The sequence below is a fragment of the Mesorhizobium sp. M0119 genome (assembly GCF_040322615.1).
Classification (GTDB): Bacteria; Pseudomonadota; Alphaproteobacteria; order Rhizobiales; family Rhizobiaceae; genus Mesorhizobium.
This window is the reverse complement of record NZ_JAMYTU010000001.1, coordinates 296,465-318,771: the sequence shown is the minus strand read 5'-3', so window position 1 is coordinate 318,771 and position 22,307 is coordinate 296,465. Positions and strand designations below refer to the sequence as shown.

Here is a 22,307-nt window from a genome sequence, read left to right as displayed (position 1 = left end):
ATTGGGTCCTTCGGCCTAGGCTGAACCACAAGCTGCTGCGTCGAGCTGGTTCACGAGCTGCAGGTATTCTCTCGTGATTTGGGCAAGGTTTGAGCTAAAAGCCAACTATGGCCTCCTGCCTCCCGGCGCACACTGTCGCCCAATTTTGGAGCGTGGGCAATATTGTATTAGCGTCAACTTGAATATCGACATCCTCGCTCCCGACTCAGTCCCTGGCGCGGGGAGTAGGTATTGGTGACGTGGTGGCGGTCACCGCCGGGCGGCACTGGGTGCGGGCCCATCCGCGTCTCCGGCGACGGATCGCCTAGAGTTGAGACATCGTTTCGCGCACTTCGATCGCTTCTGTTCGCACGATCGATCCAGCCGTTGGCGATTGAGCAGCATGGAATCGCCGAATTCGTGCGTGCGATATCGGTGCTCGGCGAAGGATGCGGAAGCCTTGGCGAGCAGAGCATCGTCGGCAAAGGCTCGCAGGAGCTCGAAATGGCTTTCGCCGGGCTGGTGGACGCCTGTCAGAATTGTATCGACCAGGCGAAGTGGCGTGCCCAGCGCGATGCGCCCTGTCGCAATGCCATTTCCGGCAGGCACATTGCCGTCGGGGTAGGCAGCTGCCTCAAGCGCGCGCACCACGCTCGTGCCGATTGCGATGATGCGGCTTCCGCGGAGCTTCGCCCGCGCGACCTGCGCCGCGGTGCGCTCGGGGATGCGATACGGCTCGTCGAAAGGGAGGCGCAAGTCGAGCGCGGGGTCGCCGGTGGAAGACACGCCCGCGGCATGGGTGAGTGTTGCGAAGCCCACGTCGCGCCGACGCCAGGCCTGGAGCGTGCGCCAGTCGAGTGCGAAGCCTGCCGATGGCGCCTCGAACGCGACCGGCCCGGCGGCAATCTTCGTCCAAACATTCCAAAGTGCCAACGGTTCGTGAACATGCGCATATTGGATCGGCCTGCCGTGCTGCGCCAGTCCTGCAAGCACCGCTGCGCGGCTGCCTGGGAAGCGCAACTCGATAAGGCGGGGGTGATCGAGAAGGCGCTCTACGATGGCTTCAAGCGGACCGAGCCGAAGGTGATCGCCTGGTGACAACCGAGGCGGAGGGAGCCGGTCTTCTGTGCGCATGCGGTGATCGCCTGCGCCGAAGGCAATCGCTACGAAGCGGGTTGGATCGGGAAGTGACAGCCAGCCAGCCAGGCGGATCTCGATCGCTTTGTCGTTGGGGATATGCGTGCCGCGCAAGCTGGCAGGCAAGGTCGCGGCGTCGTTGGCGATTACCAGATCGCCGGCATCCAACAGTGACGCGAGTTCAGTGCGCGGCAGGTCGCGCGTCGCGCCGTCCGCCTCGACGACGAGCAGCCGGGCGGCGCGCCGATCCGGACGGTCGGCGGCAATCATCCACGTGCCTCGGCGAGTAGCCTTGCGCCTGCCGGCAACGTGTCGAGCATCTGGTCGATAATCTCGGCAGCAGCCACGTCGGGACGCTTCAATGTCGACGGATCGGCGTCAGGAAGCGCCAGCGCGTGCAGCGGGGTGTCCATATCGCCGGGGTCGAGCGCGAGGAGCCGGATGCCGTCGGCCTTCGCCTCCTCGTCCCAAATCGCCGTCAGGTGAGCAAGAGCGGCCTTGCTCGCGCCATACGCTCCCCAGCCGGGATAGGCGTTCACCGCCGCGTCGCTGGAGATGTTGATCACCAGCGCGCCACGGCCCTCGCGCGCGGACGCGGCAAGTGCACCGAGCAGTGCTTTCGTCAGCCGGAACGCGCCGACGAGGTTGACCGCGAGCGCTTTTTCCAGCTCCTCGCATTCGGTATCGGCAAGGAGCGCCAGTGGAACGGGCCCGAGGCTCGACGCATTGTTGATCAGAACGTCGAGCCCGCCTAGGCTCGCGGTGACCTGCAACGCGATCGGGTAGATGTCGTCCTTTTTGCCGACGTCGCCGACAATGCCATGTGCGCCCGTCTCGTCAGCGATGCGTTCGACGTTCGCGGCAGTGCGAGCAACGAAGGCGACGAACGCACCTTCTCTGGCAAGTTGCCGGACAAGCGCCAGTCCTAGGCCGGACGTGCCGCCGGTGACTGCTACACGAAGTCCCTGAAGATCAATGTTGATCAGCATTGACGATACTCCTTCAATCCGTACAACCCATTGGTACAAGCTGAAGTTAACTTGAGGTCAAGCATTCATTCCGTGGATCGATGCCGACCAGACTCACGTATCGCGGCGCACCTTCGCCTTGTCGGCCCGAGACGATCGACTTCCTCGGAGGTTCTTCGCCGTTCTCACCTACTCAATGAAAGCCATGCTGTGGCTGCACATCACGGCGGTGCTGAGCTGTTTGTGCTTTGCCTATGGCGCCTCCATCGGCAGCTTATCCCTGAGCCTGTTGGAACTGATGCTGCTGCCGATCAATGCCTGGCGCCTGTTCGAACTTTTCCATCAAACTTAGCCGGGCCGAATTCAGGGGGCCTGAAAATGCCAACACCGCATCTCTGGCTGCTGCTCCGGTCGGCGCTTTCCTTCTGGGTGCTCGGCCGGATCTGGCTTGTGATCGCCGTTAGCGTGCGCTTTCAGGAAGTGGCAGAGCTCGTCGCAACGGCCGAGACGAGGCGCAAACTCGCCTAGCGCCTCAACGCCGCATGGTTCCGCTTTTGATGGGCGACAGTGGACCGGCGGCTTTCGGGATGACCGTCTTCCCTACCGAACGGCTGTGATGCGGCGCACTGCTGAAATCCAGCCCCGTAACTGAGCGGTGGCTTTTCAGAACACGATGGCCTCTCGGCGAAGTCGAGAGGCCATCGTGATCAGATCTCGGTTCCCTCGGCGAGTGTGAGCGCGTCCCCGACCTCGACATCCGGATGGCGAACCGTATTCTCGATCTCGGTGTGCCCAAGCAGGATCTGAACCGCCCGGAGGTTGCCTCTTGCCTTATAAGAAGCGGATCGAAACCGAAAGTTCGACGCGAATTCAACAGAGAGCTCGCCGGCTGTTCACGGCTGCTCTACGCGCTCAGTCCTAAGACAAGCCGCCAGAGAACTGGCCTTCCAGAAGCGACGCGGGTCAAGGGAACGTCGCCTCGCCGGGCATCTTTGCAACCGCGACGATCACTCCGGCACGCCGGAGATGCCCAGCGCCTCGACGTAACGCTCGGCGAACACCTCGTCCAGCCACGGGTTGATCTGTCTCTGCAGGGTGAGCGTGTAGGTCGGGAACGCCTTCATAAGCCGCCGCGCCGCCGCCTGCGCCTCGTCCAGCCGGTTGAGTTTGACCAGCGCCATGATCACCACCCGGTGCGAGGAGCCGTAGTTCGGCATCTCGTGCAGCGCGCGTTCTCCCCATGCCAGCGCTTCCTCGTAGCGCTCGAGCATCAGGTAGCTCATCCCGATGCCGGAGAGCGCGATGCCCTTCTCGGGGTCGACCGGGCTCAGCCGCATTGCCCTGTGAAAGTGCTCAATGGCGACGAGCGGGCGGCTGGAATGTGCGTTCACCCAGCCGCTGCCCGTATGGCCCTGCGCCGAATTGGGGTTGAGCAGCAGGGATCGTTCGATCGTGCGCAGCGCCATCTCGTAGTCCTTCGCGCTGTAGGCAATCACCTGCGCGGCGAAGCGTAGGGTCGTGGAATCGTCGCGCGCTTCCGCCAGTACCTCTCGCGCCATGCGCGCGGCGACTCGGACATCGTCCGGCTCGTGCCAGCACTGGCTCACGGATAGGCTGCGGATATAGGCGCCGAGTGCCTTCGCCAAGGTGAAGCCAGGGTCGATGCTGAGCGCCTCGTTGGTGAGCCGGCGCACGTCGGCAAAGCCTTCGCGCGTCATGCTGTAGAAGCGCGGCAGCGCGCGAAGGTAGAGGTCGTAGGCGCTGATGTACTCGGTCGGCTTCATGCGCGCCTGCTTGATCTCCTGCAGCCGGATGCTCGGTTCGACTGCGCCGACGACGCTCTCGGTCACCTTGTCTTGCAGGTCGAAGATGTCGCTCACGTCGCCCTCGAAGCGGTTGGTCCAGACATGGTGTCCGCTGATCGCGTCCACCAACTGCCCACTGATGCGCACCCGCGATCCTGCTCTGCGGATGCTGCCTTCTAGCACGTAGCGGACGCCCAGCTCGCGCCCGACCTGGCGCAGGTCCACCGCCCGGCCCTTGTAGGTGAAGGACGAGTTGCGGGCGATCACGAAGAACGAGTTCACCCGGCTCAATCCCGTGATGATGTCCTCCACCAGCCCGTCGGCGAAGTATTCCTGGTCGGGGTCGCCGCTCATATTGGTGAAAGGCAGAACCGCGATCGAGGGTTTCTCGGGCAGCGGAGGCGGTGCAGCCACCGAGGCGCTGGCGTCGGTGTCGACGCGGTAGGCGCGCACGGGCCGCTCGATGTTCTTGAGGCGCAGGTTGCCGAGCGGCGTGAAGCCGCAATCGAGCTTGCCCTGAAGGTGGTCGTAGGCGGTGCCCGAGACGACCACGGTGCCGGGATCGGCGATGCTTTCGAGTCGGGCGGCGATGTTGACCCCGTCACCGTAGAGGTCGCCGTCCTCCTCGCAGACCACGTCGCCGAGATTGACGCCGATGCGCAAGCGAATCCGCTCTTCCTCGGGCATCTCCGCCTCGTGTTCTGCCAGGGCCTGCTGGATCGCCATCGCCGAGGTCACCGCGTTAACGACGCTCGCGAACTCGCACAGCATGCCGTCGCCGGTGAGCTTGACGATCCGACCCTGGTGCACGGAGACCAGCGGTTCGAGGAGGTCCTTGCGGTAGATCTTCAGCCGCTCGAGCGTGCCGCGCTCGTCGCGCTCCGTCAGGCGCGAATAACCGACCACGTCGCTAGCCAGGATCGCTGCGAGGTGGCGCTGCGTGGTCATTGCACCGCTCAGCCAAGCGCCTGCACGGGGGCCGCCCCGCGTCTGTGTCCTGCCAACTTCCCGACGCGCCACGTGCATCGTATCTATCTTTCCCAGTCGCCGGCCGTTGCCGATACAGAACGGAGAACGCAGCTTGACCTTGCCTTCACGAGATTTCGCTATCCCACTTGCGAGGCGTGGAGCGTTCCAGTCGCCGCGCCCACGCAGCCTCTGGAGACGCGGACACGTCACTCCCAGAAGGCCGGAGATATTTCCTGCCCTGTGTAACCGGTTGACGCCACTGTGGCGGTGCTTTTGTCACGGCGATGTAACAGCGAGATGCCCTACGGGCGCGCATCGGTGCATCACACCAGACGTTTGCGCTTAGAGGTGCTGAGGTCGGCAGGTGGTGCGAGCGCGACCTTCAGCATGGTCAGCTGCGATGTCTGCTTTGGGCGAAAGCAAAATCCGCCTCTGCGGCCGATATTGAAGCGCAAAACTGCCGTTCACTTCATGATAGATGTAGGCCGGCTTCAATTCAGAACCGACCTCGGCCAAAGGCTACCTTTGAGCCAAGACGACCTTAGTTGCATGTGATTGGGCAAACAGGCCGACTTCCTCAGTCGGCTATGTCAAGCCGCTCGGGTTTTCATGTCGTCGCCGCTCACCATTTTGGTCGCGGCGGAGTAATCGAGCTTGCCTGAGCTGAGGACAGGCACTTTCGCAACGACGCGCACCTCGGCCGGTACCCTCAGGTCCATGGCGCCATGGGCCTTGGCGAAGACCAGGAATTCGGCACGCGTGGCGCTGACGGCCTCGGTGATGAGGATCAAAGCAGTCGAATTCGGCATTCCGACACGCATACGTATTGGTGGTCAGACTCGCTGGTGGACGCCCTGTTCCGCCTCCGGTTGGCGCGAGCTAGCCTTTTGAGCCGGCTGGCGCGATTGCGCCTGGAACAATATCCGTGTTCTGACCCACCTTGATTCGCCATCCCGACTGCCCTTCTTGGGCAATCAGAAGCAATATGCCTTTCCTAACCCCGGCCGGGGACCCGTCAGGAGCAAATGCTCCCGTAAGGGTCCAAGTGTAATGAACAGCAGCAAGCCCCGGAGCCAATTCCACAACCGACGAGATATCGCCTTCTAATCGGCTATCCCGAAACATGGTATCATGGGTGGCTCGGTGCGCCGCTTCGATCTCGGATCGGTTCTTCCACCAAACACCTACCACGTTAACGAAATTAGCATCGGAAACGAACAGAGACGCAAACTCATCCATGTCATGCCGGTTCCAAGCGTTCGCAAAAGCGGTAGCGACATGCTCGGGCTTACCAGACGTCACGCTCATGACCCACGTCTCCTGCGTACCTCCGCTAAGCATATAGGAGCCGGGACCGGATGCGACACGGCAAAGGTCAAATTTCAAACTGACGCACTACCGGCAGCGGAGGAATTGCGACATCCAATGTGGGATCCTGTTACGATCCCCTATGGCCATCCGAATAGTGGTTATCCTGGCGCTTCTTTCCGCCTTCGCCTACGGATTCGCAAAACTCGTTGAACGTTATGGCGGCGTTGGCGATCAGCCTTCTCCATGTGAGGAAGGCTCAACCCTTGATTGCCCAGACCGCAATGCGCCGCCACCTTAAACCTGAGCCTAAGCATTCGAGCGCGCTTGGAATAGGAAGTCGCGTTCGCGCCAATCAAGCGGAAGACCAAAGTCTGCACGGCAGAAGGGCGAATTGATGACTATCATCGTGACTTGATAGCATTGCCGCACCTTGCCCGAGGACGGTGTCTTCGCGCCATTCCATGCACATGCCATGGGTCGCAGTTGCGCCACAAATGCTCAGGGCGCCAGTCCGGCCTTCCCCCCAAGCGACGATCATGGCGTCGAGGCGCTGCAGGCTGATGGATGTTGTCTGGTCGGTCATCTTTGATGAAACCGTACCGGATGAAGACGCCGAAGGGGGCGGAAGCCGACTGAGAGCCCGCCAATTTCGTCTAAGTTCATGTCCGCCATTTGCAAGTAAAAATGCGAAAAGCCACTGCGATGCAATGACTTAGCTTGCGTTCTTGAGCCTTCGACCTTTTCTCCTAGCACGCACGCGGCAGTAGCCCGGAGCAATGGACGTTCGGAGACGATTAGATGGCCAAAATCAAGCTAACGAAATCTGCGGTTGACGCTGCCGCCCCGCAGGACCGCGATTACGCATCCGGCAGGGTGAAGACGGTGCAGGGCGCCGCGATGCCGCGCAGCACGTGTTCGCCCAGCGGCACCAGCGGTGTGGTGGTCTCGGCGGCGACCGCGCCCGAGATCAGCACCGAGCGGCCGAGCGGTCGGCAGAGCCCCTCCAGCCGGCTGACCAGGTTGACCGCGGGGCCGATGGCGGTGAAATCCAGCCGGTCGACCGCGCCGATATTGCCCCACAGCATCTCGCCGAGATGCAGCGCCGCGCCGAACGGCAGCCGCGGCAGGCCTTGCGCCTGCCGCCCCGCATCGAGATGGGCCATGCCGGCGCGGGCGGCGACGACGGCGCGCAGCGCCGCCTCGCAGGCCTCGGCCGGCGCAGCGGTGACTGGGAAAATCGCCAGCATGCCGTCGCCGATGAATTTCAGCACTTCGCCCCCGAAGGCGTGCACCGCACCGGCGACGCGGTCGAACCAGGCGTCGAGCACGGCGATCACCGCCGCGGGCTCGGTTGCCTCGGACAGGGCGGTGAAGCCGCGCAGGTCGGCATAGAGCAGCGCGGCGTGAATGGTTTCTCCGGTGCCGCGGCGCAGGGCACCGCCCTGCACCCGGGCGGCACTGCGCCGGCCGAGATAAGCCTCGAGCAGCGCTGTCAGCGCCGCCCGCGCCGCAAGTGCGGCAAGGGGCGCCGCGGCGAAGCGCGCGGCCTGGCGCAGCCGGGCAGACTCGGCGGGGCCGAACGGCCGGGTTCCGGCCCAGCCCAGCACCGGACTATCCGGCGCCCGGCCAACCGGGCCCTCCTGCACCGGGCCGAGCCTCGCCAGCCAGTCGCGCCCGGCCTGGCCGAGCGGACCGCCGGCGAAGCTCAGCGCCTCGATCACCGCCCCGGTCTCCGCCCGCCAAAGCCAGGTGCGGCGGGTGATGATGGGATGCGGCACCGCGAGCGTCAGCGCGCCGCCGGCCAGCGGCAGGCCGTCAGCCAGAAGTCGGCCGCCGAGCTCGGCCAGAAACCGGTCGGGGGCGGCCGAGGCGCCGGCCTCGTCCACCAGCCAGGCGAGAGGCGCGGGCAGATCCATGGCGCGATTATGCGGCCACCGCGCCCGGCCTGTCATCCGCGCCGTGACGATGCGCAGCCGGCCCGCCGATCTATCCTCCCCCCGCCCCCGGGCGCTGGTACGGTCCGATCCTCGATGGCGCCGCGTTCGACCCGCCCTGCGAGCCGGCGTCCGCCGTCAAATTGCAACGGGCTCACGGGCGGCGATATCGCGCGCGGAAGGCCCTCACCCCCTGCCCGTGTGGCCGTATTTGGGATCCGGGCCGGGATCACGCCCGGCTGCAACCTCGCCCAGCCTGCCGAGGTAATGAGCCCAGCCCTCCGCATGGCCGGCGCATTGCTCGGCATTGGGCAGGCCGGTGTGGGTCAGGCGCAGCAGCGTTCCGTCCGGCTGCTCGATCAGATCGATCTCGACCAGGCTCGATCCCGGCGGCACCTCATCGCTCTCTTCCCAGCCGAAGCTGTATGCCAGACGGTGCACCGGCACCACCTCCCGGAAGGAGCCGCGAGCGACGCGTGCCCCGGTAACATTGACGAGATAGAGCCCGCCGGGCTGCGGCTCGAGCTGCGCCTCCGTTCCCATCCAGCGCAGGATCTTCTCCGGATCGGTCAGGAGGGCAAACAGCGCAGCGGGGGGCGCCGGGATGTGTGTCTCGCGGCGGACGACGAGGGCCTCTTGCATCGGCTTCCTCCATAGTTGCGACAGTTGGAGCAATTGTAAACCAGTTGGCTGCTCGTGCGATAGAATAGGATCGGACATCGACACTGGAGTGACAAGTGTGGCGAGATTCCCATGGGCACTCGCCGATCACGGCCGCGGTGCATGCGCTCCGCTTCGGGAGGCGTTCGAAGCGTTGGGTGCCGCATCCGATATCCCGAGGATCGATTCTCAGACATCAGTTGCATCACCGGAGATTGGTTTCGGCCTGACGCCACGCGAGCTGCACGTGCTGCGGCTGGTGGCGACCGGCAGGTCGAATAAGGTGATCGCTCATGAGCTCTGCCTCAGCGGAAAGACCATCGACCGGCACCTCTGCAAATCTTTAACAAGCTAGACGTCTCCTCGCGCACCGCCGCAGCCGATTGGGCCTACGAGCACAAGCTTGTCTGAATGCAACGCGGCCGTGGGTGAAATTCCCCATAGTTCCGACGTGAGATTGGGGAGTTTGCCCGAAGCGGCCCCTGGCTTGTGGCGGTACGGTTTGCTGCGCCCTCAATCACCGCCTTCTTACAATTAACCGCCAAGCGAGATTTGGCACTTGCAACTCGCGCTGGGGTGTCGACCGCTTCTCTCACGCTCCCCCCATATAGATTTCCATGATCTGCCGGTCGTCGCGCACGTCCCGACGCGTCCCTTCGAAGCGCTTTTCGCCGGCCGCCAGGATGTAAAGCTTGTCCGCAATCGGCATCGCCTCGCGGATGTTCTGCTCCACCATCACAATGCCGATGCCGTGCGCGGTGAGGGTGGTAATGCGTTCGAGCGTCTCGATGACCATGGCCGGCGACAATCCGGCGGAAGGCTCGTCCAGCAGAATGAAGCGCGGTTCCGAAACCAGCGCCCGCGCCAGCGCAAGCATTGCCTGCTCGCCGCCCGAAAGCGAACCGGCCGCGGTACGGCGCCGCCGTGCCAAAGAGGGATATTGCTCGATCAGCGCCTCGATGCGCTGCTCGACTATCCGCCGGTCCGCGATGGCGTAGCCACCCATGCGCAAATTCTCCATCACTGTCAGGCGCGGAAACACACCGCCGCCCTGCGGCATCAACACCAGCCCTTGGCGCACCACTTCATGGACGGCAAGGTTGGAAAGTGTTGATTCGCCCAGGCTCGCCGTGCCGCTCCACACCGGCAGCGCGCCGACAATGGCCTTGAGCAGGGTCGACTTGCCACTGCCGTTCGGCCCGAAGATGCAGGTAATCTTGCCAGCTTCCGCGCTCAGCGAGACGCCATGGACGATCTCCTGCCTGCCGTAGCCGGTAACGATGTTGTCGGCGATGAGCGTGGTGCTCATTGCGGCCGCCCCAGATAGGTCTGCATAACCTCCGAATTGCGAACGATGTCGTTGAAAGGCCCCGTGGCCACGACACGGCCTGCATCCATGACGATGATGCGGTCGCACACGTTTCGCACCATTTCCATGTCGTGCTCGATGACCAGGACTGTGGTGCCGCGCTCGCGCAGCCGCGCGATGGCATCCACGATGATCCTGCGGATGGTGGGATGCACGCCCGCTGTCACCTCGTCGAGCAGAATGAGCGAGGCCTGGCGCATCACAACGCGCCCGAACTCCAGCAGTTTCTGCTGGCCGCCCGAAAGATCGGATGCGCGGTTGTCTGCGACATGCTCCAGCTTGAGCAGCGCCAGCGTATCGGCCGCCCGTTCGCGCGCGCCCTGCCAGTGGCCCTCGGCCGCAGCCGCCAGCAGGTTTTCGGTGACGCTCATATTGTCGAACATGGCCGGAATCTGGAAGGTGCGAGCAAGCCCCAGCCGCGCGATCGCGTGAGCCTTTCGGCCGCCGATTTCGTGACCGTCGAAGCGGATCTGGCCACGATCCGGCGTCACCGTGCCCGATATTAGGTTGAACAGAGTCGACTTGCCAGACCCGTTAGGTCCGATCAGGCCGGCGATCTCGCGCCGACCGACGTCAAGGGAGACACCGTTGACGGCCTTGATGCCGCCGAAATGGCAGTGGAGTTCGCGCACGACGAGAATAGGCTCGCCGGTGCCAGCCGTTTTGCCCTCGGCGGCGCTCAACTGGGCCGTCCCGGGCCGCCGCCGACAAGATTGCCGACCGCCTTGTCCAGCACGGCGCCAGACTTGGCCACGCGCCTCGAAAACATGCCGGCGATGCCGTTCGGCAGGAACAGCACCACCAGCACGATGGCCGCGCCCAATATGGCGATATAGAAGGCGGTGTCACCCCAGTACATCCAGATGATGCGGTTTACGACAAAGAGCGCCACACCGCCCAATGCCGGCCCCCACAAGCTGCCCAGCCCGCCCAGCAGCACCATCACCACCATCTGATCGGTGATGTCGCCGCCGAAGACGCTTTTCGGATTGATGAACGTGACCCAGTAGGCGAAGATCGCGCCGAATACCGAGGCGGTGACGGCACTGAGCACGAAGGTCTGCAGCTTGACCAGCGAAGTGTTGATACCGATAGCCTCGGCCGCCGGCTCATGATCGCGCAGCGCCTTGACCTTCAGCCCGAAACGCGAGCGCTCGAACAGCGCCCACGTAATAAGATAGGTGAGCGCAGCCGCGCCGAACATGGCGAAGTAGAAGAAGCGCTCGTCAAGAAAGGGCGGCAGCCCAACGCCGCCAATGCCGCCGGTGAAGTCCATCACCGAGGCGAACTGTATGAGCACCTCGGCGAAGGCCCAGGTGGCTATGGCGAAATAGGCGCCGCGCAGGCGTAGCGTCGGCGCGCCGATGATGATGGCAAACAGCGCCGTCACCACGATACCGGCCGGGAGGGTGGCGAAGAAGGGCCAGGCGAGCCTGTCGCCCATCAGCAGCGCCGTAACATAGGCGCCGAGCCCGAAGAAGGCCGAATGCCCGAAATTGATGTAGCCGGCATAGCCGCCGAGCATGTTCCAAGAGCAGGCCAGCCCCGCCCACATCAGCGCGCCAGTGGCAATGCGCAGCCAGTAGTTGTTGACCAGCATCGGCAGCAGCGCCAGCACAACGATCACGGCGATCAGCAGGAGGAGGCCGGCCCAGCTTGGCTTCATGTCCCGCCTCACAAGCCGTGCCGCAGGATCCCGCGCGGAGACACGAGAAGGACGAGGAATAGGGTGCCGAAGATCGCCAGCAGCGAATAGCTCGACCCGACATAGGTCGCGACGAAGGCTTCGATGACGCCGAGCAGCAGCGCGGCGACGAGGGCACCGCCGACGGAGCCCAAGCCGGCAAGCACAGCCACGAAAAATGCGAACAGAGTATAGCGCAGGCCGACTTCCGGGTTCACTGAAAAGATTGCACCCATTAGTACGCCGGCCATGGCAGTGATGCCTGCGTAGAGCCCGTAAACAGTGGCGCTGAGGCGGCGGATGTTGACGCCCATCAGTGCGGCGTTCTGCCGGTTTTCAGCCGTCGCTCTGATCGCCAACCCATAGCGGGTGCGGTAGAGGAACAGGAACAGTCCGCCGGCGATGGCGATCGCGAAGACCGCCGCGGCCACGCGGATCAGTGGCACCGTCACGGGCCCGACGGCGAGGCTCTCGCCGCTCAACACGGTCGGCACGCTGTGGGTATTGAAGCCCCACGCGGTCAGCATGCCGCCGCGCAGCAGCGTGAACAGGCCGAAGGTCAACGCAAGCGCCATCAATTCCGGCCGCGCCGTGCGGCTGTTGCGGACATTGTAGAGGATCGGCCCGATCAGATAGCCGATGGCGCCGAACAGCACGAAGGCCACCGGGATCGCCAGGAATCCGTCGACACCCAGTCCGGCACCCATGTAGTAGCCGAGATAGCCGCCCAGCACGACCCAGCCGCCCACCGCGAAATCGATGACGTGCAGCACGCCGAAAGCGAGCTGGAAACCGATCGTAAAAGTGGCGATAACGCCGCCGATCAGAAGGCCGTTCAGCAAGGTCTGTAGGAATAGATCCAACGCGGGAACCGTCCGTCAGCCAACGAAAGAGCGGAGTGCCGCGGCAAAGCGGCCGTACACACGATAGCATGGTCCGTCATTTTCCGAGCACGCGCAACCACCGTCATTGCGCCGGGCAAGGGTGATGGCGACGAGGCCCGCCCGCACCCTGCCCAGAACCGGCTATTTCCAAGCTGGCAGCGGGTAGGTGAGGTCCGCTGCCGCGGCCTCTTTCGGCCCCACCGCTACGGTCTTGCCACCCTGAATCTGGATCAGCACCGGCACCGGCTGGACGTTGTCGTGGTAGTGGATGCCTTCCTTCTCGAACTTGATCGGTCCGTAGAAGGTCTGGATGTCGGTCGCGGCTATCGCGTCCTTAAGAGCCACCCTGTCTTCAGGCGTGAGCCCCGGCTTCTTGCCAAGCCGCTTGACGGCATCGCCGAAAACGAGACCGCTGGCCGCGCAGGCCGCTTCGGTATAGTCGGGCTCGTGCCCGGACTTCTTTTGCGCCATCTCGGCAAACTCCTTTGCGGTGCCGAAGAGGTCGTCCTTATATGGAACTGACGGCAGCCACACGGAGACGCCGCAGGTGCCGTCGGCGTCCGTGGCGAGCGCCTGGGCGAAGGCCGGGTCGGTGACGCCATAGTGCATTATCAGCGCCTTGGGCCGGAAATTCAGCGACTTGGACGTCTTGACGACATTGATCAGCGGCTCCTCATGGCCGCCGACGGCGACGATATCGGGATTAAGCGCTGCGATCTTGGAGATGACGGGGGTAAGGTCGCCCGAGGCCGGCACCAATTCGTAGGCGACGACTTCCAATCCGGCCTCCTTGGCCCCGTCGCGAAAACCTTCGCCGGTTTCCTTCGAGAAGGGTTCGTTGACGCCGATCACAGCAATCGTCTTGGCCATAGGGTTAGACAGTTTCGCCAGCACGGCCAGCGATTTGCCCGCAGTGGTGTCCACGGCCGGGATGATGCCGAAGTTGAATTCCGGCTTGGCCTTCCAGACGTTTGGCGATTCCGCGGAGCCGGAAATCATCGGCACCTGGTACTTCTGGCAGATCGGCTGCACGGCGATAGTCGAGCCGCTGGTGTAGGGGCCGAATAACACGTCGACCTCGTTCTGGACGATCAGGCGCTCGGCGGCATCGGCGCCGGTCGCGGGGTTGCTTTGGTCGTCACCGTAGAACATGTCGACCTTGAAGCGCTCGCCGGCGACTTCAACCCCACCCTTGGCGTTGATGGCCTCGGCCCATAGGTCGTAACCGCGTTTGGTCAGGTTGCCGCCGAGGATGTTCTCGCCCGACAGCGAGGTGATAACGCCGGCCTTGAATGTCGTCACCTGCGCGCGTGCCGCTCGCACAAACGGGCCCAACGGGCCGGCTGCGAGGGCGCCGGCGCTGACGCCGAGGAACCGACGGCGCGAAAAACGTTTGCTGTTCGTGAACATCACTCAACTCCCTTCATCCGGTTATCAGATTGGAAACCGACGATATCTCTTGTTTATACCACTGTATGCCTTTTGTGCGGACAGAGAAGATATGCCTGGGTCAACAGGCGATGCGTAAGGCGGCTTCGGGTCACCAACGCGTAGAGGCGCCGCAGGCCGTGGATGCTCAATGCCTCGTCGTGCACCAGCTTCGTCGACGAATGCCTTTTGGGCGCCATTGGCGCCGCGAGCAGTTGTAGACGCGGCTCCTATTCTGCACCTAGACAGAGCAGCAGGTGCTCCCGATCGGTCGCTGGCGATGCAGGGCGTGGGAGCCAGCCCGCATCGTCAAATTCGCCGGCCACTCGCTGCGCGCTGACCTCGCCTCGTCGGCCGAGGTCGACGAACGCGATGTGCAAAAACAGCTCGGCCATACCTCCTCGGAGATGACCCGCCGCTGTCAGCGCCGCAGACATCGCTTCCGCATCAACCTGACCAGGGCTTCCGACCTCGAGGCAAAAAACCCCTCCTCTGCCGTTATTCCGCCGCTCAGGTTCGCGCGAACGCCTTCACCCTGAGCGCCAACAGACTGGTTTCTGCCATTCGGGCAGCCCCGGAGCCTCCAGGCCTGTTTCATCGCCAGGACAGCTGGTCTTTCGGCAACCGACCGCTCGGATCGAACACGTTCACTTTGTGCGGAAGATCGGGGCCCCAGTACCATAGCACCAGATTGCGGTCTTCCGTCTCCGCGCCCGGAGCAAAACTCGGCACCAGAATTCCAGCGATGCCTTCAGGCCGCAGCCGGTCATGGATGGACCAGGATGCAGGTCGCTCTCCGTTGCTGAGAGCCGTGGCCCAGGCGCTGCCCATGTCCGCAAGCGTGACAAAAGATTCTCCCCTCCCCCGCTCGGTTGTCAGATCAGTGATGTCCTCGCAGTCCACCTCATAAGAGCACAGCACGCAGGGGTCGATGCGATGCGCGAAGCCCTGGTTGGCTTCCTTGACAGCTGTCATGACGGTCAGCGCCAGATATAGCGCGGGCACACCTTTGGGATTGAATCGAGCGCCCCTGATCGCCGCTCCATCACCGGAACTCGGCTTGAATGCCCAACGTGGATGATGCGCCCGGTAGCAGGTTCCGACAAACCTCAAGCAAAGCCACCCAAGGCCATGTGATCGAGGTAGTCGCGAATAGCAGCGGCCTTGCCGTCCTTCACGAGGGCTTCGGCGGTCCGTCCACCGAATGCCGGCAGCGGCTGGGCTCGGTACCAGGCCATGGCCTGTTCCTTGCCTCCCGCCCAATCCGTCACGCGGCTGATGATCTCGAGCATCTCGCGCAGACGGCCCTGCGTCTTGGCCGTTCGGCTGCGCTCCAGCCGATAGAGGGTTTCGCGGGCAAGCCCGGCCGTCTGAGCCAACTGAGCCTTGGACATTCCAAAGCTGTCGGCCACCTGGTCAACGGCAATTTTCCCGGCCCGGTCCATATAGGACAAAACCAGGGGTTCCTTCTGCACGGATTTCTTGAGGACCTGCCCCATGGAGTTCCTTGTCATATTAGCAGCCGCATTTACTGTGCAAAACATATGGCGCTTTTCGACTGGTTTCAAGCTCCAAGCGCATGGCGCCCCGAGAACCGGTCTTTGCACAGCTCCGAACACGACGGCAGCGCTGGATGAGGCGCGCGCCGTCAATGCGGGAACAGGACAGCTTGCGGAGTTGCAGCCCGGTGGTGAAAGTTGGGCGGAGGCCTATGTGGCGAGCGGTGACATGGCGGAGGAAATCGGGAAGTTGAAAAGCCCAAGAGGGCAAGCCGATCATCGCGCACGGCGGAGTGAGCTTTGCCCGCAGTCTCGCCGCTCAGGGACTGGTCGACCAGCTCGCCCTGATGGTGGTGCCCGTGGCGCTGGGCAAAGGCCTGCCGCTGTTCTCCGAAGTCGCCGCGCCGATGTCTCTCAAGCTGACAAGCTCGAAGGCATTTCCGGGGGCGCGGTGGCGCAGATCTATCGGCCGGCGTGAGCCCTGGCGAAAGTCCGGTTGCCGGCAATCTATCTACTCATGGACAACTTATTCATTCGGCGCGTGCCACCCTTCCATCAGACTAGCTAATTTCCCAGGCGATGAATCGGCAGGCTCTTCGGCACGGTGCGTGCGCTGCATGGCGTCTCCCAATACGCAACAAGGCCCCTCACGGGGGCCTTGTCCTGTCAACTTTTGCTCTGAACTCATTTCCCCATCAACTGCTTGGCATTCTCTGGCGTGATCGCGGTCGTGGCCACCGTCACCGTCGGCTCCACCGACGAAGCACAATCAAGCAGAATCTTCTTCGACATCTCGATCGCCTCCTTGGCGCCGGTCGGGTAGGTGAAGGTTGCCGCCCAGTCGCCCTTGGCCACGGCCTCGATGCCACCGGCTGGGCCCGGCAGGCCGTCGGTGCCGATAATCTTGACCTGCTTGCCCGCGCCCTTGGCTGCAAGCAGCGCGCCGGCTGCCATCATGTCGTTCGAGGCGTAGAGCACCTTGATGTCGGGGTGCGCTTGCAGCATGGCAGAAAAAGCGGTCTGAGCTTTGTCGGGCACCCAGTCGGCGGCCTGCTCGGCCACCACCTGGATCTTGTCATTTTCCTTCACACCATCCTTGAAGCCGTTGAGTCGCTCCACCGCCGGCGTCGAACTTGGCAGGCCTTCAAGCACCGCTGCCTCGCCGCCTTCCGGGAGCAGGGTCTTTGCGGTGTATTTGCCCGCTTCGAGCGCGATCTTGTAATTGTCGCCGCCGATGAAGGCGGTGTAGTCTTTACCTGGGTCGCCTACCGTCTTGCGGTCTAGCTCGATCACAGGAATGCCGGCATCCATGGCGCGCTTCACCGCCGGGGTCAGGGGCGCTGCCTCGAAGGGCGAGATCAAGAGCAGATCGACTTTTTGAGTGATGAAGTTGTCGACCTGCGATGTCTGGGTGTTGACGTTGCCGGCGCCATCGGCGATCTGCAGCGTGAACTGAGACACTTCCTTGACCGCCGCGCTCAGTTCGTCATTGACATGCTGGCGGTAGGGCTCGGCGTTGTTTGCCTGCGAAAAGCCAATGATGAACTGGCCGTCCTTGGCGCAGGCCTTGACCATAGGGTCGGCGGCCTCTGCGGTGCCCGCCATGCACAGGCACGTGCCGGCGAGCAGTCCAAGCCGCCAGGCACGCCACGATCCTCGTTCTATGGTTCTCATGCTCTCTCTCCTCCTTTTGGGGCCGCTGCGGCCAGACCTTGGTTTTTAACGCCTTCCACTTGCTCGCCGTCTGCCTGCTATCTGCCCAAACCCTCGCGGCGGCGAACAAGGGATTGAAGCACTGCCGCCAGCACGATGATCGCGGCGGTCGCGAGCAACTGCATGGCCGGGGTAATGTTGTTGAGCTGAAGGATGTTGGCGAGCGCGCCGAGCATGATAGTCCCGGCGACGGTGCCGACCATAGAGCCGGCCCCACCGAACAGGCTTGTCCCGCCAATGACCACTGCTGCGATTGCCGTGAGCTCATAGCCCATGCCGTCATTGGCGCTGCCGAAATTGAACTGGCCGGCATGAACGATGCCGGCAAGGGCGGCGGCAAAGCCGGTGATGGCATAAACTGACATCTTGACCACCGAGACCGGCACGCCGGAAATACGCGCCGCCCGCTCGTTGCCGCCGACGGCAAAGACATAGCGGCCGAAGCGCGTCGTGTTCAGTACCAAGGTGGCAATGGCGGCGAAGACGATGAAGACAATGGTCGCCACCGGCACGGTGTTGTTGAACAGACGCTCGCCCAGCACCGCGAAAACAGGTGGCGCCAGGCCGGGACCGTCGCCATAGGAAATGTTGATGTACTGGTTGCCCGAAACGACCAGCGCGAGCCCCCGCGCCGCCTGCAGGCCGGCGAGCGTGACAATGAACGGCTCGAGGCGAAAGCGGCTGGAAATCATGCCCTGGATCATGCCGAAGACGGTGCCCATTACCAGCACGGCGAGGACGGTCGGGATAAGCCCGAAGCCGCCGGAGATCATCATCGTTGCGGTAACCACGCTGGAGAGACCGAGCACGGCGCCCACTGAGAGGTCGATGCCGGCGGTGATGATGACGAAGGTCATGCCGATTGCGATAATGCCGGTCTCAGACACCGCGCGCACGATGTTGGCCATGTTGTCGGGCGCAAGAAACAGGATCTCGCCATGGCGCCTCGGCGAGAAGATGACGCCGCCGATCGCCACCAGCACCAGGCCGATCAAGCTCTGGAAGCGCACGACCAAAGCGAGCGGATCGCGATGCACGGGTGCTGCCGCCAACGGGCCGCCTGCAACCGAAGTCGTCTCGTCAGACATTAGGCCTCCTTGCCGTTTGCTGCGGCCAGCACCGTGTGCTCGTCGACGCCGCCGATGAATTCCGCCACATTGCGCCCTTGGCGCAGCACCACGATGCGGTCGCATAGGCCGATCAGCTCAGGCATTTCGCTGGAGGCGACCAGAATGCCCAACCCTTGAGCGGCCAGTTGCCTCAGCCGCGCATAGATCTCGCCTTTGGCACCGACATCGACGCCGCGCGTCGGTTCGTCGAGCAGCAGCAGACGCGGATTGCCTAAGATTTCCTTAGCCAATACCACCTTCTGCTGGTTGCCACCCGAAAGCGCGCCGACGGCGATGTCGGGGTTCTTCGGCCGGATGTCGAACTGACCGAAGGATTGCTTCACCGCCTCCGCCTGCCGGCCCGGCGACATCAGTCCGGCCGGCGAGAGGCGGCGGATCACCGACATGACCAGGTTGAGGCCGACAGCCATCCTCAGCATTAGGCCGCTGCCGCGACGGTCGTCCGTGACGAAGGCGATGCCGGCCGCTCGCGCCGCCCTGATCGAATTGAGCTTCACCTGACGGCCGTCGAGGGCGACACAGCCCTCCCAGTGGCCGGAGAGGCCGGTGCCGTAAAGCGCGCTGAGAAGTTCGGTCCGCCCTGCCCCCATGATGCCGGCCAGTCCGACGATCTCCCCTTCATGCACATCGAGCGAAAGCCCTGTCGGGGCCTGCCAGCCGGCACTGTCGCGCGCCAGCCGGAAGCTTGCATCGCGCAAGCTGAGCAGTGCCCGGCCGACTGCTTTAGCGCGCTGGGGATAAAGCTCGTCGAGCGGACGCCCGACCAGCAGCCGCACCAACTCGGCTTGCGGCGCGTGCGGCTCGGTGACGCCGGCGACGCGCCCGTCGCGCATCACCGTCACCCGGTCTGCGATCTCGGGCACTTCCTCCAGCCGATGCGAGATATAGACGATGCCGATGCCGCTGGCGGCGAGCTTGCGCATGATGTCGAACAGCCTTTCGACCTCGCCCACCGTCAGGGCCGCCGTCGGCTCGTCCATGATCAGCACGCGCGACGCGTAGGACAGCGCCTTGACGATCGCCACCACCTGGCGCTGGCCGATCGAGAGATCGGCGACCAGTCGTGCCGGGTCAATGGCGAGTCCGATCGCTTCCAGCCGCCTGTGGGCCTCGCGGCGCATCGCCGCCACATCGAGCAAGCCGCCCGGGCGCATTAACTCGCGGCCCAGGAAGAGGTTCGACGCCACATCGAGCGTCGGTACGAGATCGAGCTCCTGGAAGATGGTGGCAATGCCGGCACCCTGCGCTTCGCGCGGATTGCTGAAGCGCACTGGCTTGCCGTCGATCTCAATCGTGCCTTCGTCCGCCGCATAGACGCCCGACAACAGGTTCATCAATGTCGATTTGCCGGCGCCGTTCTCACCGAGAAGGGCGTGGATTTCACCGGCCCTGAGCTCGAAGTCGACGGCGAGCAGAGCCTGGACACCACCGAAGCGCTTGACCGCGCCGGTGACCGAAAGCAGCGGCGCGCTCATCTCGGCCTCGCGCAGGATTGGCGGGCATGAAGCGTGGCTTGGAGTCGGACGGTGCGCGGCTCCGTCGCGGAGGATGCGATACGAGCGCTGAGCAAAGCGGCCGCCTGCCGGCCGATCTCGGCGCAAGGCTGCGCCACCAGCGTCAGCCGCGGCTCGAAACAATCGGCCCACTCGAAGTCGTCGAAGCCGGCAAGCGAAAGATCGCCCGGTATCGCCAGGCCCATTTCGCGGATCGCGCGGACTGCTCCGATCGTCGTCATGTTGTTGCCGGTGACCAAGGCCGTGGGCGGCGACGGCAAAGACAGTATGACGCGGGTCGATGCTGTCGCGGACGCGGTGTCTACGTTCCCGACCGACAAATAGCGCGGCAGGCAGTCAAGTCCGTTGGCGGCCAGGGAAGACCGGAACGCCTCGACGCGTTCGCGGGTCGTCGCCAAGCCCGGCTGGCCAGCGACGAAGCCGATCCGCTTGTGGCCGAAGGAGGCGACGTGATCGATAAGGGCTCGCATTGCCGAATGGTTTTCAACGCCGATCTGGTCGAAGCGCTCGTCGGCCAAGCGGTCTATCAAGACGCAGGGCAGCTTCTTCTCGGCCAGATAGTCGATCGCTCGCTGCGGCGCGCCCGATGGCGCCAGAATGACGCCGTCGACCCGCCGCTGATGGAACGCACGAACTACCGAAAGCTCGCGATCCGGGTCGTCCTGGGTGTCGGACAGGAAAACCATGAGGCCGAGACGCGCGCACTCGGCCTCCACTGCGCAGATGATGTCGGTGAAATAGGGATTGGAAATTGCCGAGATTGCCAGGCCGACGCTGTTGGTCGTCGAGACCTTGAGAGAGCGCGCCAGTTCATTAGGCTGATAGCCCATCGAGGCAATCACGTCGTTGATGAGCTTCGCCTTCTCGGGCGATACAAAACGGGTGCGGTTGACGACATGCGACACGGTCGAAACCGACACGCCCGCGCGGCGCGCCACTTCAGCCATTGTCGGCATGGCGGCTCGAATGGGGTGCTCGCAAGCGCTCCTCCCTCACTGTGTTTCCCATCCGCTCTTGTTCTGATTGGCGATTAGGCGAAACGATAATGCAATCGAAACGTTTGCGCAATCGTTTCGATGCTCAACATGCCGCAAACGAGATCAGCGGCCGTTCCAGGTGATTGTCCAATGACGCTGTTAAGGGAAACCGGAGCGGCGGTCACCTCATCGGCTGCTTTGGAAGCTGCTTGGTTTCGTGCGAATGTCTTGGAAGGGTGGGGAAGTCGACACTGGCGACCCTTACGATGGGCGACTTACAGAGCCCGATCTGGCCAGGAGACGACCCACCTACCCTAGTTCCCAGAGACTCCTCGTAGGAAGACGCGAACATCGGTTATCGACCTGCCGGCCGCAGCCGCATTGTACTCCACCCGGTGACCGTCTGCTCGATTCAGATGTCCGGGTCATCGAGAATGCGAGAGATCGTGCTGCACCCCAGCGCACTCATTGCGGGGTTGGTGCGATGGTAATACCAGACGAGACCCATTGCCTGCTGGAATGCCCAAGCGACACCGCGCTTCCACCAAAGATCTTCAACTTGAAGGACGCGCCGAAAGGTCGCCCTTCGCTCGCGGTCTAGAAGATGCCACGCGGCTACTAAATCCAGCGACGGGTCGGCTGGCCCGAAACTGCCGCCATCAAGCACTCCGACAAGACGCCCGCCCTGCACGAGAAGGTTTGCTGGGATAAGGTCCCTATGACTCATCACGACAGACCCAGCGGATGGCAACTCCCGGAAGCGAGTCCACAAATTGCGCAGTCGAGCCACATCAAGAAGACCCTCGCTGTTTTCAAAGCAAACACTCATCCAATCGTCATGATCCGAGAGATGTCCACCACGTCCTTGCCCGTCGAAGCGTCGGCCCCGTGTGTCCGCTTGGCGCAACGATGCCACGAGGTGTGCAAGGTCTAGCGCGAACGCCGAAGAACCAATTAGCCCGTGCGGCGTGGCAACCTCGCCTTCGATCCACGTTTGTAATGCCCATGGCATTGGATAGTGAGGACCTGGCTCGCCGAGCCCAATTGGTTGAGGCGTCGGAAACAAGCAATGTTCCCCAATTTCAACAATAGCAGCGGCCTCTGACCGAAGCATATCGGCGCATTCGGTCGGATTCATCGCCCTCAGCGGGAACCGGGCAGTGATCTTCGAGCCAACGCGGAAGATCGCATTGACGGTTCCCGACGATGTGACTGTGGTGAGGTCCTCATGACGGTACTGGGGAAATTGATCGCGGATCAACTGGCGGCGATATCGATGTCGATATTCACTTGATCGTCATGCATCATGAGTTCGTGTCCTGCCGAGCTCGGTATGAAGGGCAAAT

General features: G+C 63.3%; 23 protein-coding genes and 2 pseudogenes. 5 read left to right on the top strand and 20 right to left on the bottom strand.

Translation table 11 applies throughout. The features are described 5' to 3' along the window. Nucleotides 1–249: 249 nt before the first annotated feature. On the bottom strand, nucleotides 250–1,386 hold the full coding sequence (locus tag NKJ40_RS01565) for an S-adenosylmethionine:tRNA ribosyltransferase-isomerase (RefSeq protein WP_352464150.1): 1,137 nt from the start codon (nucleotides 1,384–1,386) through the stop codon (nucleotides 250–252). Then, nucleotides 1,383–2,105, bottom strand: coding sequence for an SDR family NAD(P)-dependent oxidoreductase (locus NKJ40_RS01560; RefSeq protein ID WP_352464149.1), 723 nt, complete (start codon nucleotides 2,103–2,105; stop codon nucleotides 1,383–1,385). Before NKJ40_RS01560 ends, NKJ40_RS01565 begins: the two co-directional genes overlap by 4 nt. A gap of 175 nt (nucleotides 2,106–2,280) precedes the next feature. On the opposite strand from NKJ40_RS01560, the gene NKJ40_RS01555 reads away from it, so the two are divergent. Both NKJ40_RS01555 and NKJ40_RS01550 read left to right on the top strand, forming a co-directional pair. Continuing rightward, on the top strand, nucleotides 2,281–2,436 hold the full coding sequence (locus tag NKJ40_RS01555) for a hypothetical protein (RefSeq protein ID WP_352464147.1): 156 nt from the start codon (nucleotides 2,281–2,283) through the stop codon (nucleotides 2,434–2,436). 26 nt (nucleotides 2,437–2,462) lie between these two features. Next, on the top strand, nucleotides 2,463–2,612 hold the full coding sequence (locus NKJ40_RS01550; protein WP_352464145.1) for a hypothetical protein: 150 nt from the start codon (nucleotides 2,463–2,465) through the stop codon (nucleotides 2,610–2,612). 179 nt (nucleotides 2,613–2,791) lie between these two features. Here NKJ40_RS01550 and NKJ40_RS31855 read toward each other — a convergent pair. From NKJ40_RS31855 to NKJ40_RS01525, 6 genes and pseudogenes are all read right to left on the bottom strand, one after another. Then, nucleotides 2,792–2,929, bottom strand: a pseudogene (locus NKJ40_RS31855) (integrase); the annotation flags it as partial. 162 nt (nucleotides 2,930–3,091) lie between these two features. Continuing rightward, entirely contained in the window at nucleotides 3,092–4,837 is a 1,746-nt protein-coding gene (locus NKJ40_RS01545) for an adenylate/guanylate cyclase domain-containing protein (protein ID WP_352464143.1), read from the bottom strand. A gap of 611 nt (nucleotides 4,838–5,448) precedes the next feature. Continuing rightward, a complete protein-coding gene (locus tag NKJ40_RS01540; protein ID WP_502903675.1) occupies nucleotides 5,449–5,667 on the bottom strand; it encodes a hypothetical protein in 219 nt (72 codons plus the stop codon). A 70-nt stretch (nucleotides 5,668–5,737) separates the two neighbouring features. Further along, on the bottom strand, nucleotides 5,738–6,166 hold the full coding sequence (locus NKJ40_RS01535) for an SgcJ/EcaC family oxidoreductase (protein ID WP_352464141.1): 429 nt from the start codon (nucleotides 6,164–6,166) through the stop codon (nucleotides 5,738–5,740). Between the two features lie 860 nt (nucleotides 6,167–7,026). Next, nucleotides 7,027–8,085 (bottom strand): adenylate/guanylate cyclase domain-containing protein, encoded by a 1,059-nt coding sequence (locus NKJ40_RS01530; RefSeq protein WP_352464139.1) that lies wholly within the window; start codon nucleotides 8,083–8,085, stop codon nucleotides 7,027–7,029. A 204-nt stretch (nucleotides 8,086–8,289) separates the two neighbouring features. Beyond that, on the bottom strand, nucleotides 8,290–8,745 hold the full coding sequence (locus tag NKJ40_RS01525; protein WP_352464137.1) for an SRPBCC family protein: 456 nt from the start codon (nucleotides 8,743–8,745) through the stop codon (nucleotides 8,290–8,292). Between NKJ40_RS01525 and NKJ40_RS01520 the strand changes: the two genes are divergently transcribed. Then, on the top strand, nucleotides 8,708–9,118 hold the full coding sequence (locus NKJ40_RS01520) for a helix-turn-helix transcriptional regulator (RefSeq protein ID WP_352464135.1): 411 nt from the start codon (nucleotides 8,708–8,710) through the stop codon (nucleotides 9,116–9,118). The genes NKJ40_RS01525 and NKJ40_RS01520 overlap by 38 nt on opposite strands. 237 nt (nucleotides 9,119–9,355) lie before the next feature. On the opposite strand, the gene NKJ40_RS01515 is transcribed toward NKJ40_RS01520, so the two are convergent. The 5 genes from NKJ40_RS01515 to NKJ40_RS01495 all read right to left on the bottom strand — a co-directional run bounded on the left by NKJ40_RS01515 (nucleotide 9,356) and on the right by NKJ40_RS01495 (nucleotide 14,110). After that, a complete protein-coding gene (locus tag NKJ40_RS01515; RefSeq protein ID WP_352464133.1) occupies nucleotides 9,356–10,072 on the bottom strand; it encodes an ABC transporter ATP-binding protein in 717 nt (238 codons plus the stop codon). Further along, nucleotides 10,069–10,815, bottom strand: coding sequence for an ABC transporter ATP-binding protein (locus tag NKJ40_RS01510; RefSeq protein WP_352464131.1), 747 nt, complete (start codon nucleotides 10,813–10,815; stop codon nucleotides 10,069–10,071). Before NKJ40_RS01510 ends, NKJ40_RS01515 begins: the two co-directional genes overlap by 4 nt. Next, the gene (locus NKJ40_RS01505) at nucleotides 10,812–11,798 is read right to left on the bottom strand and encodes a branched-chain amino acid ABC transporter permease (RefSeq protein ID WP_352464129.1); all 987 of its coding nucleotides are present in this window, start codon (nucleotides 11,796–11,798) and stop codon (nucleotides 10,812–10,814) included. The genes NKJ40_RS01510 and NKJ40_RS01505 overlap by 4 nt, the downstream gene beginning before the upstream one ends. An 8-nt stretch (nucleotides 11,799–11,806) precedes the next feature. Further along, a complete protein-coding gene (locus NKJ40_RS01500; RefSeq protein WP_352464127.1) occupies nucleotides 11,807–12,679 on the bottom strand; it encodes a branched-chain amino acid ABC transporter permease in 873 nt (290 codons plus the stop codon). 162 nt (nucleotides 12,680–12,841) lie between these two features. Further along, the gene (locus NKJ40_RS01495; RefSeq protein ID WP_352464125.1) at nucleotides 12,842–14,110 is read right to left on the bottom strand and encodes an amino acid ABC transporter substrate-binding protein; all 1,269 of its coding nucleotides are present in this window, start codon (nucleotides 14,108–14,110) and stop codon (nucleotides 12,842–12,844) included. Nucleotides 14,111–14,421: 311 nt separating this feature from the next. Here NKJ40_RS01495 and NKJ40_RS01490 point away from each other — a divergent pair. Then, nucleotides 14,422–14,601 (top strand): annotated as a pseudogene (locus tag NKJ40_RS01490) (integrase); the annotation flags it as partial. Between the two features lie 121 nt (nucleotides 14,602–14,722). On the opposite strand, the gene NKJ40_RS01485 reads toward NKJ40_RS01490, so the two are convergent. Beyond that, complete coding sequence (locus tag NKJ40_RS01485) at nucleotides 14,723–15,241, bottom strand: RES family NAD+ phosphorylase (RefSeq protein ID WP_352464123.1); 519 nt, start codon at nucleotides 15,239–15,241, stop codon at nucleotides 14,723–14,725. After that, the gene (locus NKJ40_RS01480; RefSeq protein WP_352464121.1) at nucleotides 15,238–15,627 is read right to left on the bottom strand and encodes an antitoxin Xre/MbcA/ParS toxin-binding domain-containing protein; all 390 of its coding nucleotides are present in this window, start codon (nucleotides 15,625–15,627) and stop codon (nucleotides 15,238–15,240) included. Before NKJ40_RS01480 ends, NKJ40_RS01485 begins: the two co-directional genes overlap by 4 nt. A gap of 293 nt (nucleotides 15,628–15,920) precedes the next feature. On the opposite strand from NKJ40_RS01480, the gene NKJ40_RS01475 reads away from it, so the two are divergent. After that, nucleotides 15,921–16,349 (top strand): dihydrofolate reductase family protein, encoded by a 429-nt coding sequence (locus NKJ40_RS01475; RefSeq protein WP_352464119.1) that lies wholly within the window; start codon nucleotides 15,921–15,923, stop codon nucleotides 16,347–16,349. On the opposite strand, the gene NKJ40_RS01470 is transcribed toward NKJ40_RS01475, so the two are convergent. The 5 genes from NKJ40_RS01470 to NKJ40_RS01450 form a co-directional block, all read right to left on the bottom strand. Further along, entirely contained in the window at nucleotides 16,312–17,301 is a 990-nt protein-coding gene (locus NKJ40_RS01470) for a substrate-binding domain-containing protein (protein WP_352464118.1), read from the bottom strand. The genes NKJ40_RS01475 and NKJ40_RS01470 overlap by 38 nt on opposite strands. Before the next feature lie 77 nt (nucleotides 17,302–17,378). Beyond that, nucleotides 17,379–18,428 carry an ABC transporter permease gene (locus tag NKJ40_RS01465; protein WP_352464116.1) on the bottom strand — a complete coding sequence of 350 codons (1,050 nt, stop codon included), beginning with the start codon at nucleotides 18,426–18,428 and terminating at the stop codon, nucleotides 17,379–17,381. Further along, nucleotides 18,428–19,945: a sugar ABC transporter ATP-binding protein gene (locus NKJ40_RS01460; protein WP_352464114.1), complete on the bottom strand. Its 1,518-nt coding sequence runs from the start codon at nucleotides 19,943–19,945 to the stop codon at nucleotides 18,428–18,430. Before NKJ40_RS01460 ends, NKJ40_RS01465 begins: the two co-directional genes overlap by 1 nt. Continuing rightward, nucleotides 19,942–20,940: a LacI family DNA-binding transcriptional regulator gene (locus NKJ40_RS01455; RefSeq protein WP_352464112.1), complete on the bottom strand. Its 999-nt coding sequence runs from the start codon at nucleotides 20,938–20,940 to the stop codon at nucleotides 19,942–19,944. The genes NKJ40_RS01460 and NKJ40_RS01455 overlap by 4 nt, the downstream gene beginning before the upstream one ends. A gap of 433 nt (nucleotides 20,941–21,373) precedes the next feature. Further along, nucleotides 21,374–22,222 carry an aminoglycoside phosphotransferase family protein gene (locus NKJ40_RS01450; protein ID WP_352464111.1) on the bottom strand — a complete coding sequence of 283 codons (849 nt, stop codon included), beginning with the start codon at nucleotides 22,220–22,222 and terminating at the stop codon, nucleotides 21,374–21,376. Nucleotides 22,223–22,307: the final 85 nt, after the last annotated feature.

Bases quoted from the DNA above. Each gene is read 5' to 3' on its own strand.
- NKJ40_RS01565 (WP_352464150.1), bottom strand. From the start codon at position 1,386: ATGATTGCCGCCGACCGTCCGGATCGGCGCGCCGCCCGGCTGCTCGTC.
- NKJ40_RS01560 (WP_352464149.1), bottom strand. From the start codon at position 2,105: ATGCTGATCAACATTGATCTTCAGGGACTTCGTGTAGCAGTCACCGGC.
- NKJ40_RS01555 (WP_352464147.1), top strand. From the start codon at position 2,281: ATGAAAGCCATGCTGTGGCTGCACATCACGGCGGTGCTGAGCTGTTTG.
- NKJ40_RS01550 (WP_352464145.1), top strand. From the start codon at position 2,463: ATGCCAACACCGCATCTCTGGCTGCTGCTCCGGTCGGCGCTTTCCTTC.
- NKJ40_RS01545 (WP_352464143.1), bottom strand. From the start codon at position 4,837: ATGACCACGCAGCGCCACCTCGCAGCGATCCTGGCTAGCGACGTGGTC.
- NKJ40_RS01540 (WP_502903675.1), bottom strand. From the start codon at position 5,667: ATGCCGAATTCGACTGCTTTGATCCTCATCACCGAGGCCGTCAGCGCC.
- NKJ40_RS01535 (WP_352464141.1), bottom strand. From the start codon at position 6,166: ATGAGCGTGACGTCTGGTAAGCCCGAGCATGTCGCTACCGCTTTTGCG.
- NKJ40_RS01530 (WP_352464139.1), bottom strand. From the start codon at position 8,085: ATGGATCTGCCCGCGCCTCTCGCCTGGCTGGTGGACGAGGCCGGCGCC.
- NKJ40_RS01520 (WP_352464135.1), top strand. From the start codon at position 8,708: ATGTGTGTCTCGCGGCGGACGACGAGGGCCTCTTGCATCGGCTTCCTC.
- NKJ40_RS01525 (WP_352464137.1), bottom strand. From the start codon at position 8,745: ATGCAAGAGGCCCTCGTCGTCCGCCGCGAGACACACATCCCGGCGCCC.
- NKJ40_RS01515 (WP_352464133.1), bottom strand. From the start codon at position 10,072: ATGAGCACCACGCTCATCGCCGACAACATCGTTACCGGCTACGGCAGG.
- NKJ40_RS01505 (WP_352464129.1), bottom strand. From the start codon at position 11,798: ATGAAGCCAAGCTGGGCCGGCCTCCTCCTGCTGATCGCCGTGATCGTT.
- NKJ40_RS01495 (WP_352464125.1), bottom strand. From the start codon at position 14,110: ATGTTCACGAACAGCAAACGTTTTTCGCGCCGTCGGTTCCTCGGCGTC.
- NKJ40_RS01480 (WP_352464121.1), bottom strand. From the start codon at position 15,627: ATGGGGCAGGTCCTCAAGAAATCCGTGCAGAAGGAACCCCTGGTTTTG.
- NKJ40_RS01470 (WP_352464118.1), bottom strand. From the start codon at position 17,301: ATGAGAACCATAGAACGAGGATCGTGGCGTGCCTGGCGGCTTGGACTG.
- NKJ40_RS01465 (WP_352464116.1), bottom strand. From the start codon at position 18,428: ATGTCTGACGAGACGACTTCGGTTGCAGGCGGCCCGTTGGCGGCAGCA.
- NKJ40_RS01460 (WP_352464114.1), bottom strand. From the start codon at position 19,945: ATGAGCGCGCCGCTGCTTTCGGTCACCGGCGCGGTCAAGCGCTTCGGT.
- NKJ40_RS01455 (WP_352464112.1), bottom strand. From the start codon at position 20,940: ATGCCGACAATGGCTGAAGTGGCGCGCCGCGCGGGCGTGTCGGTTTCG.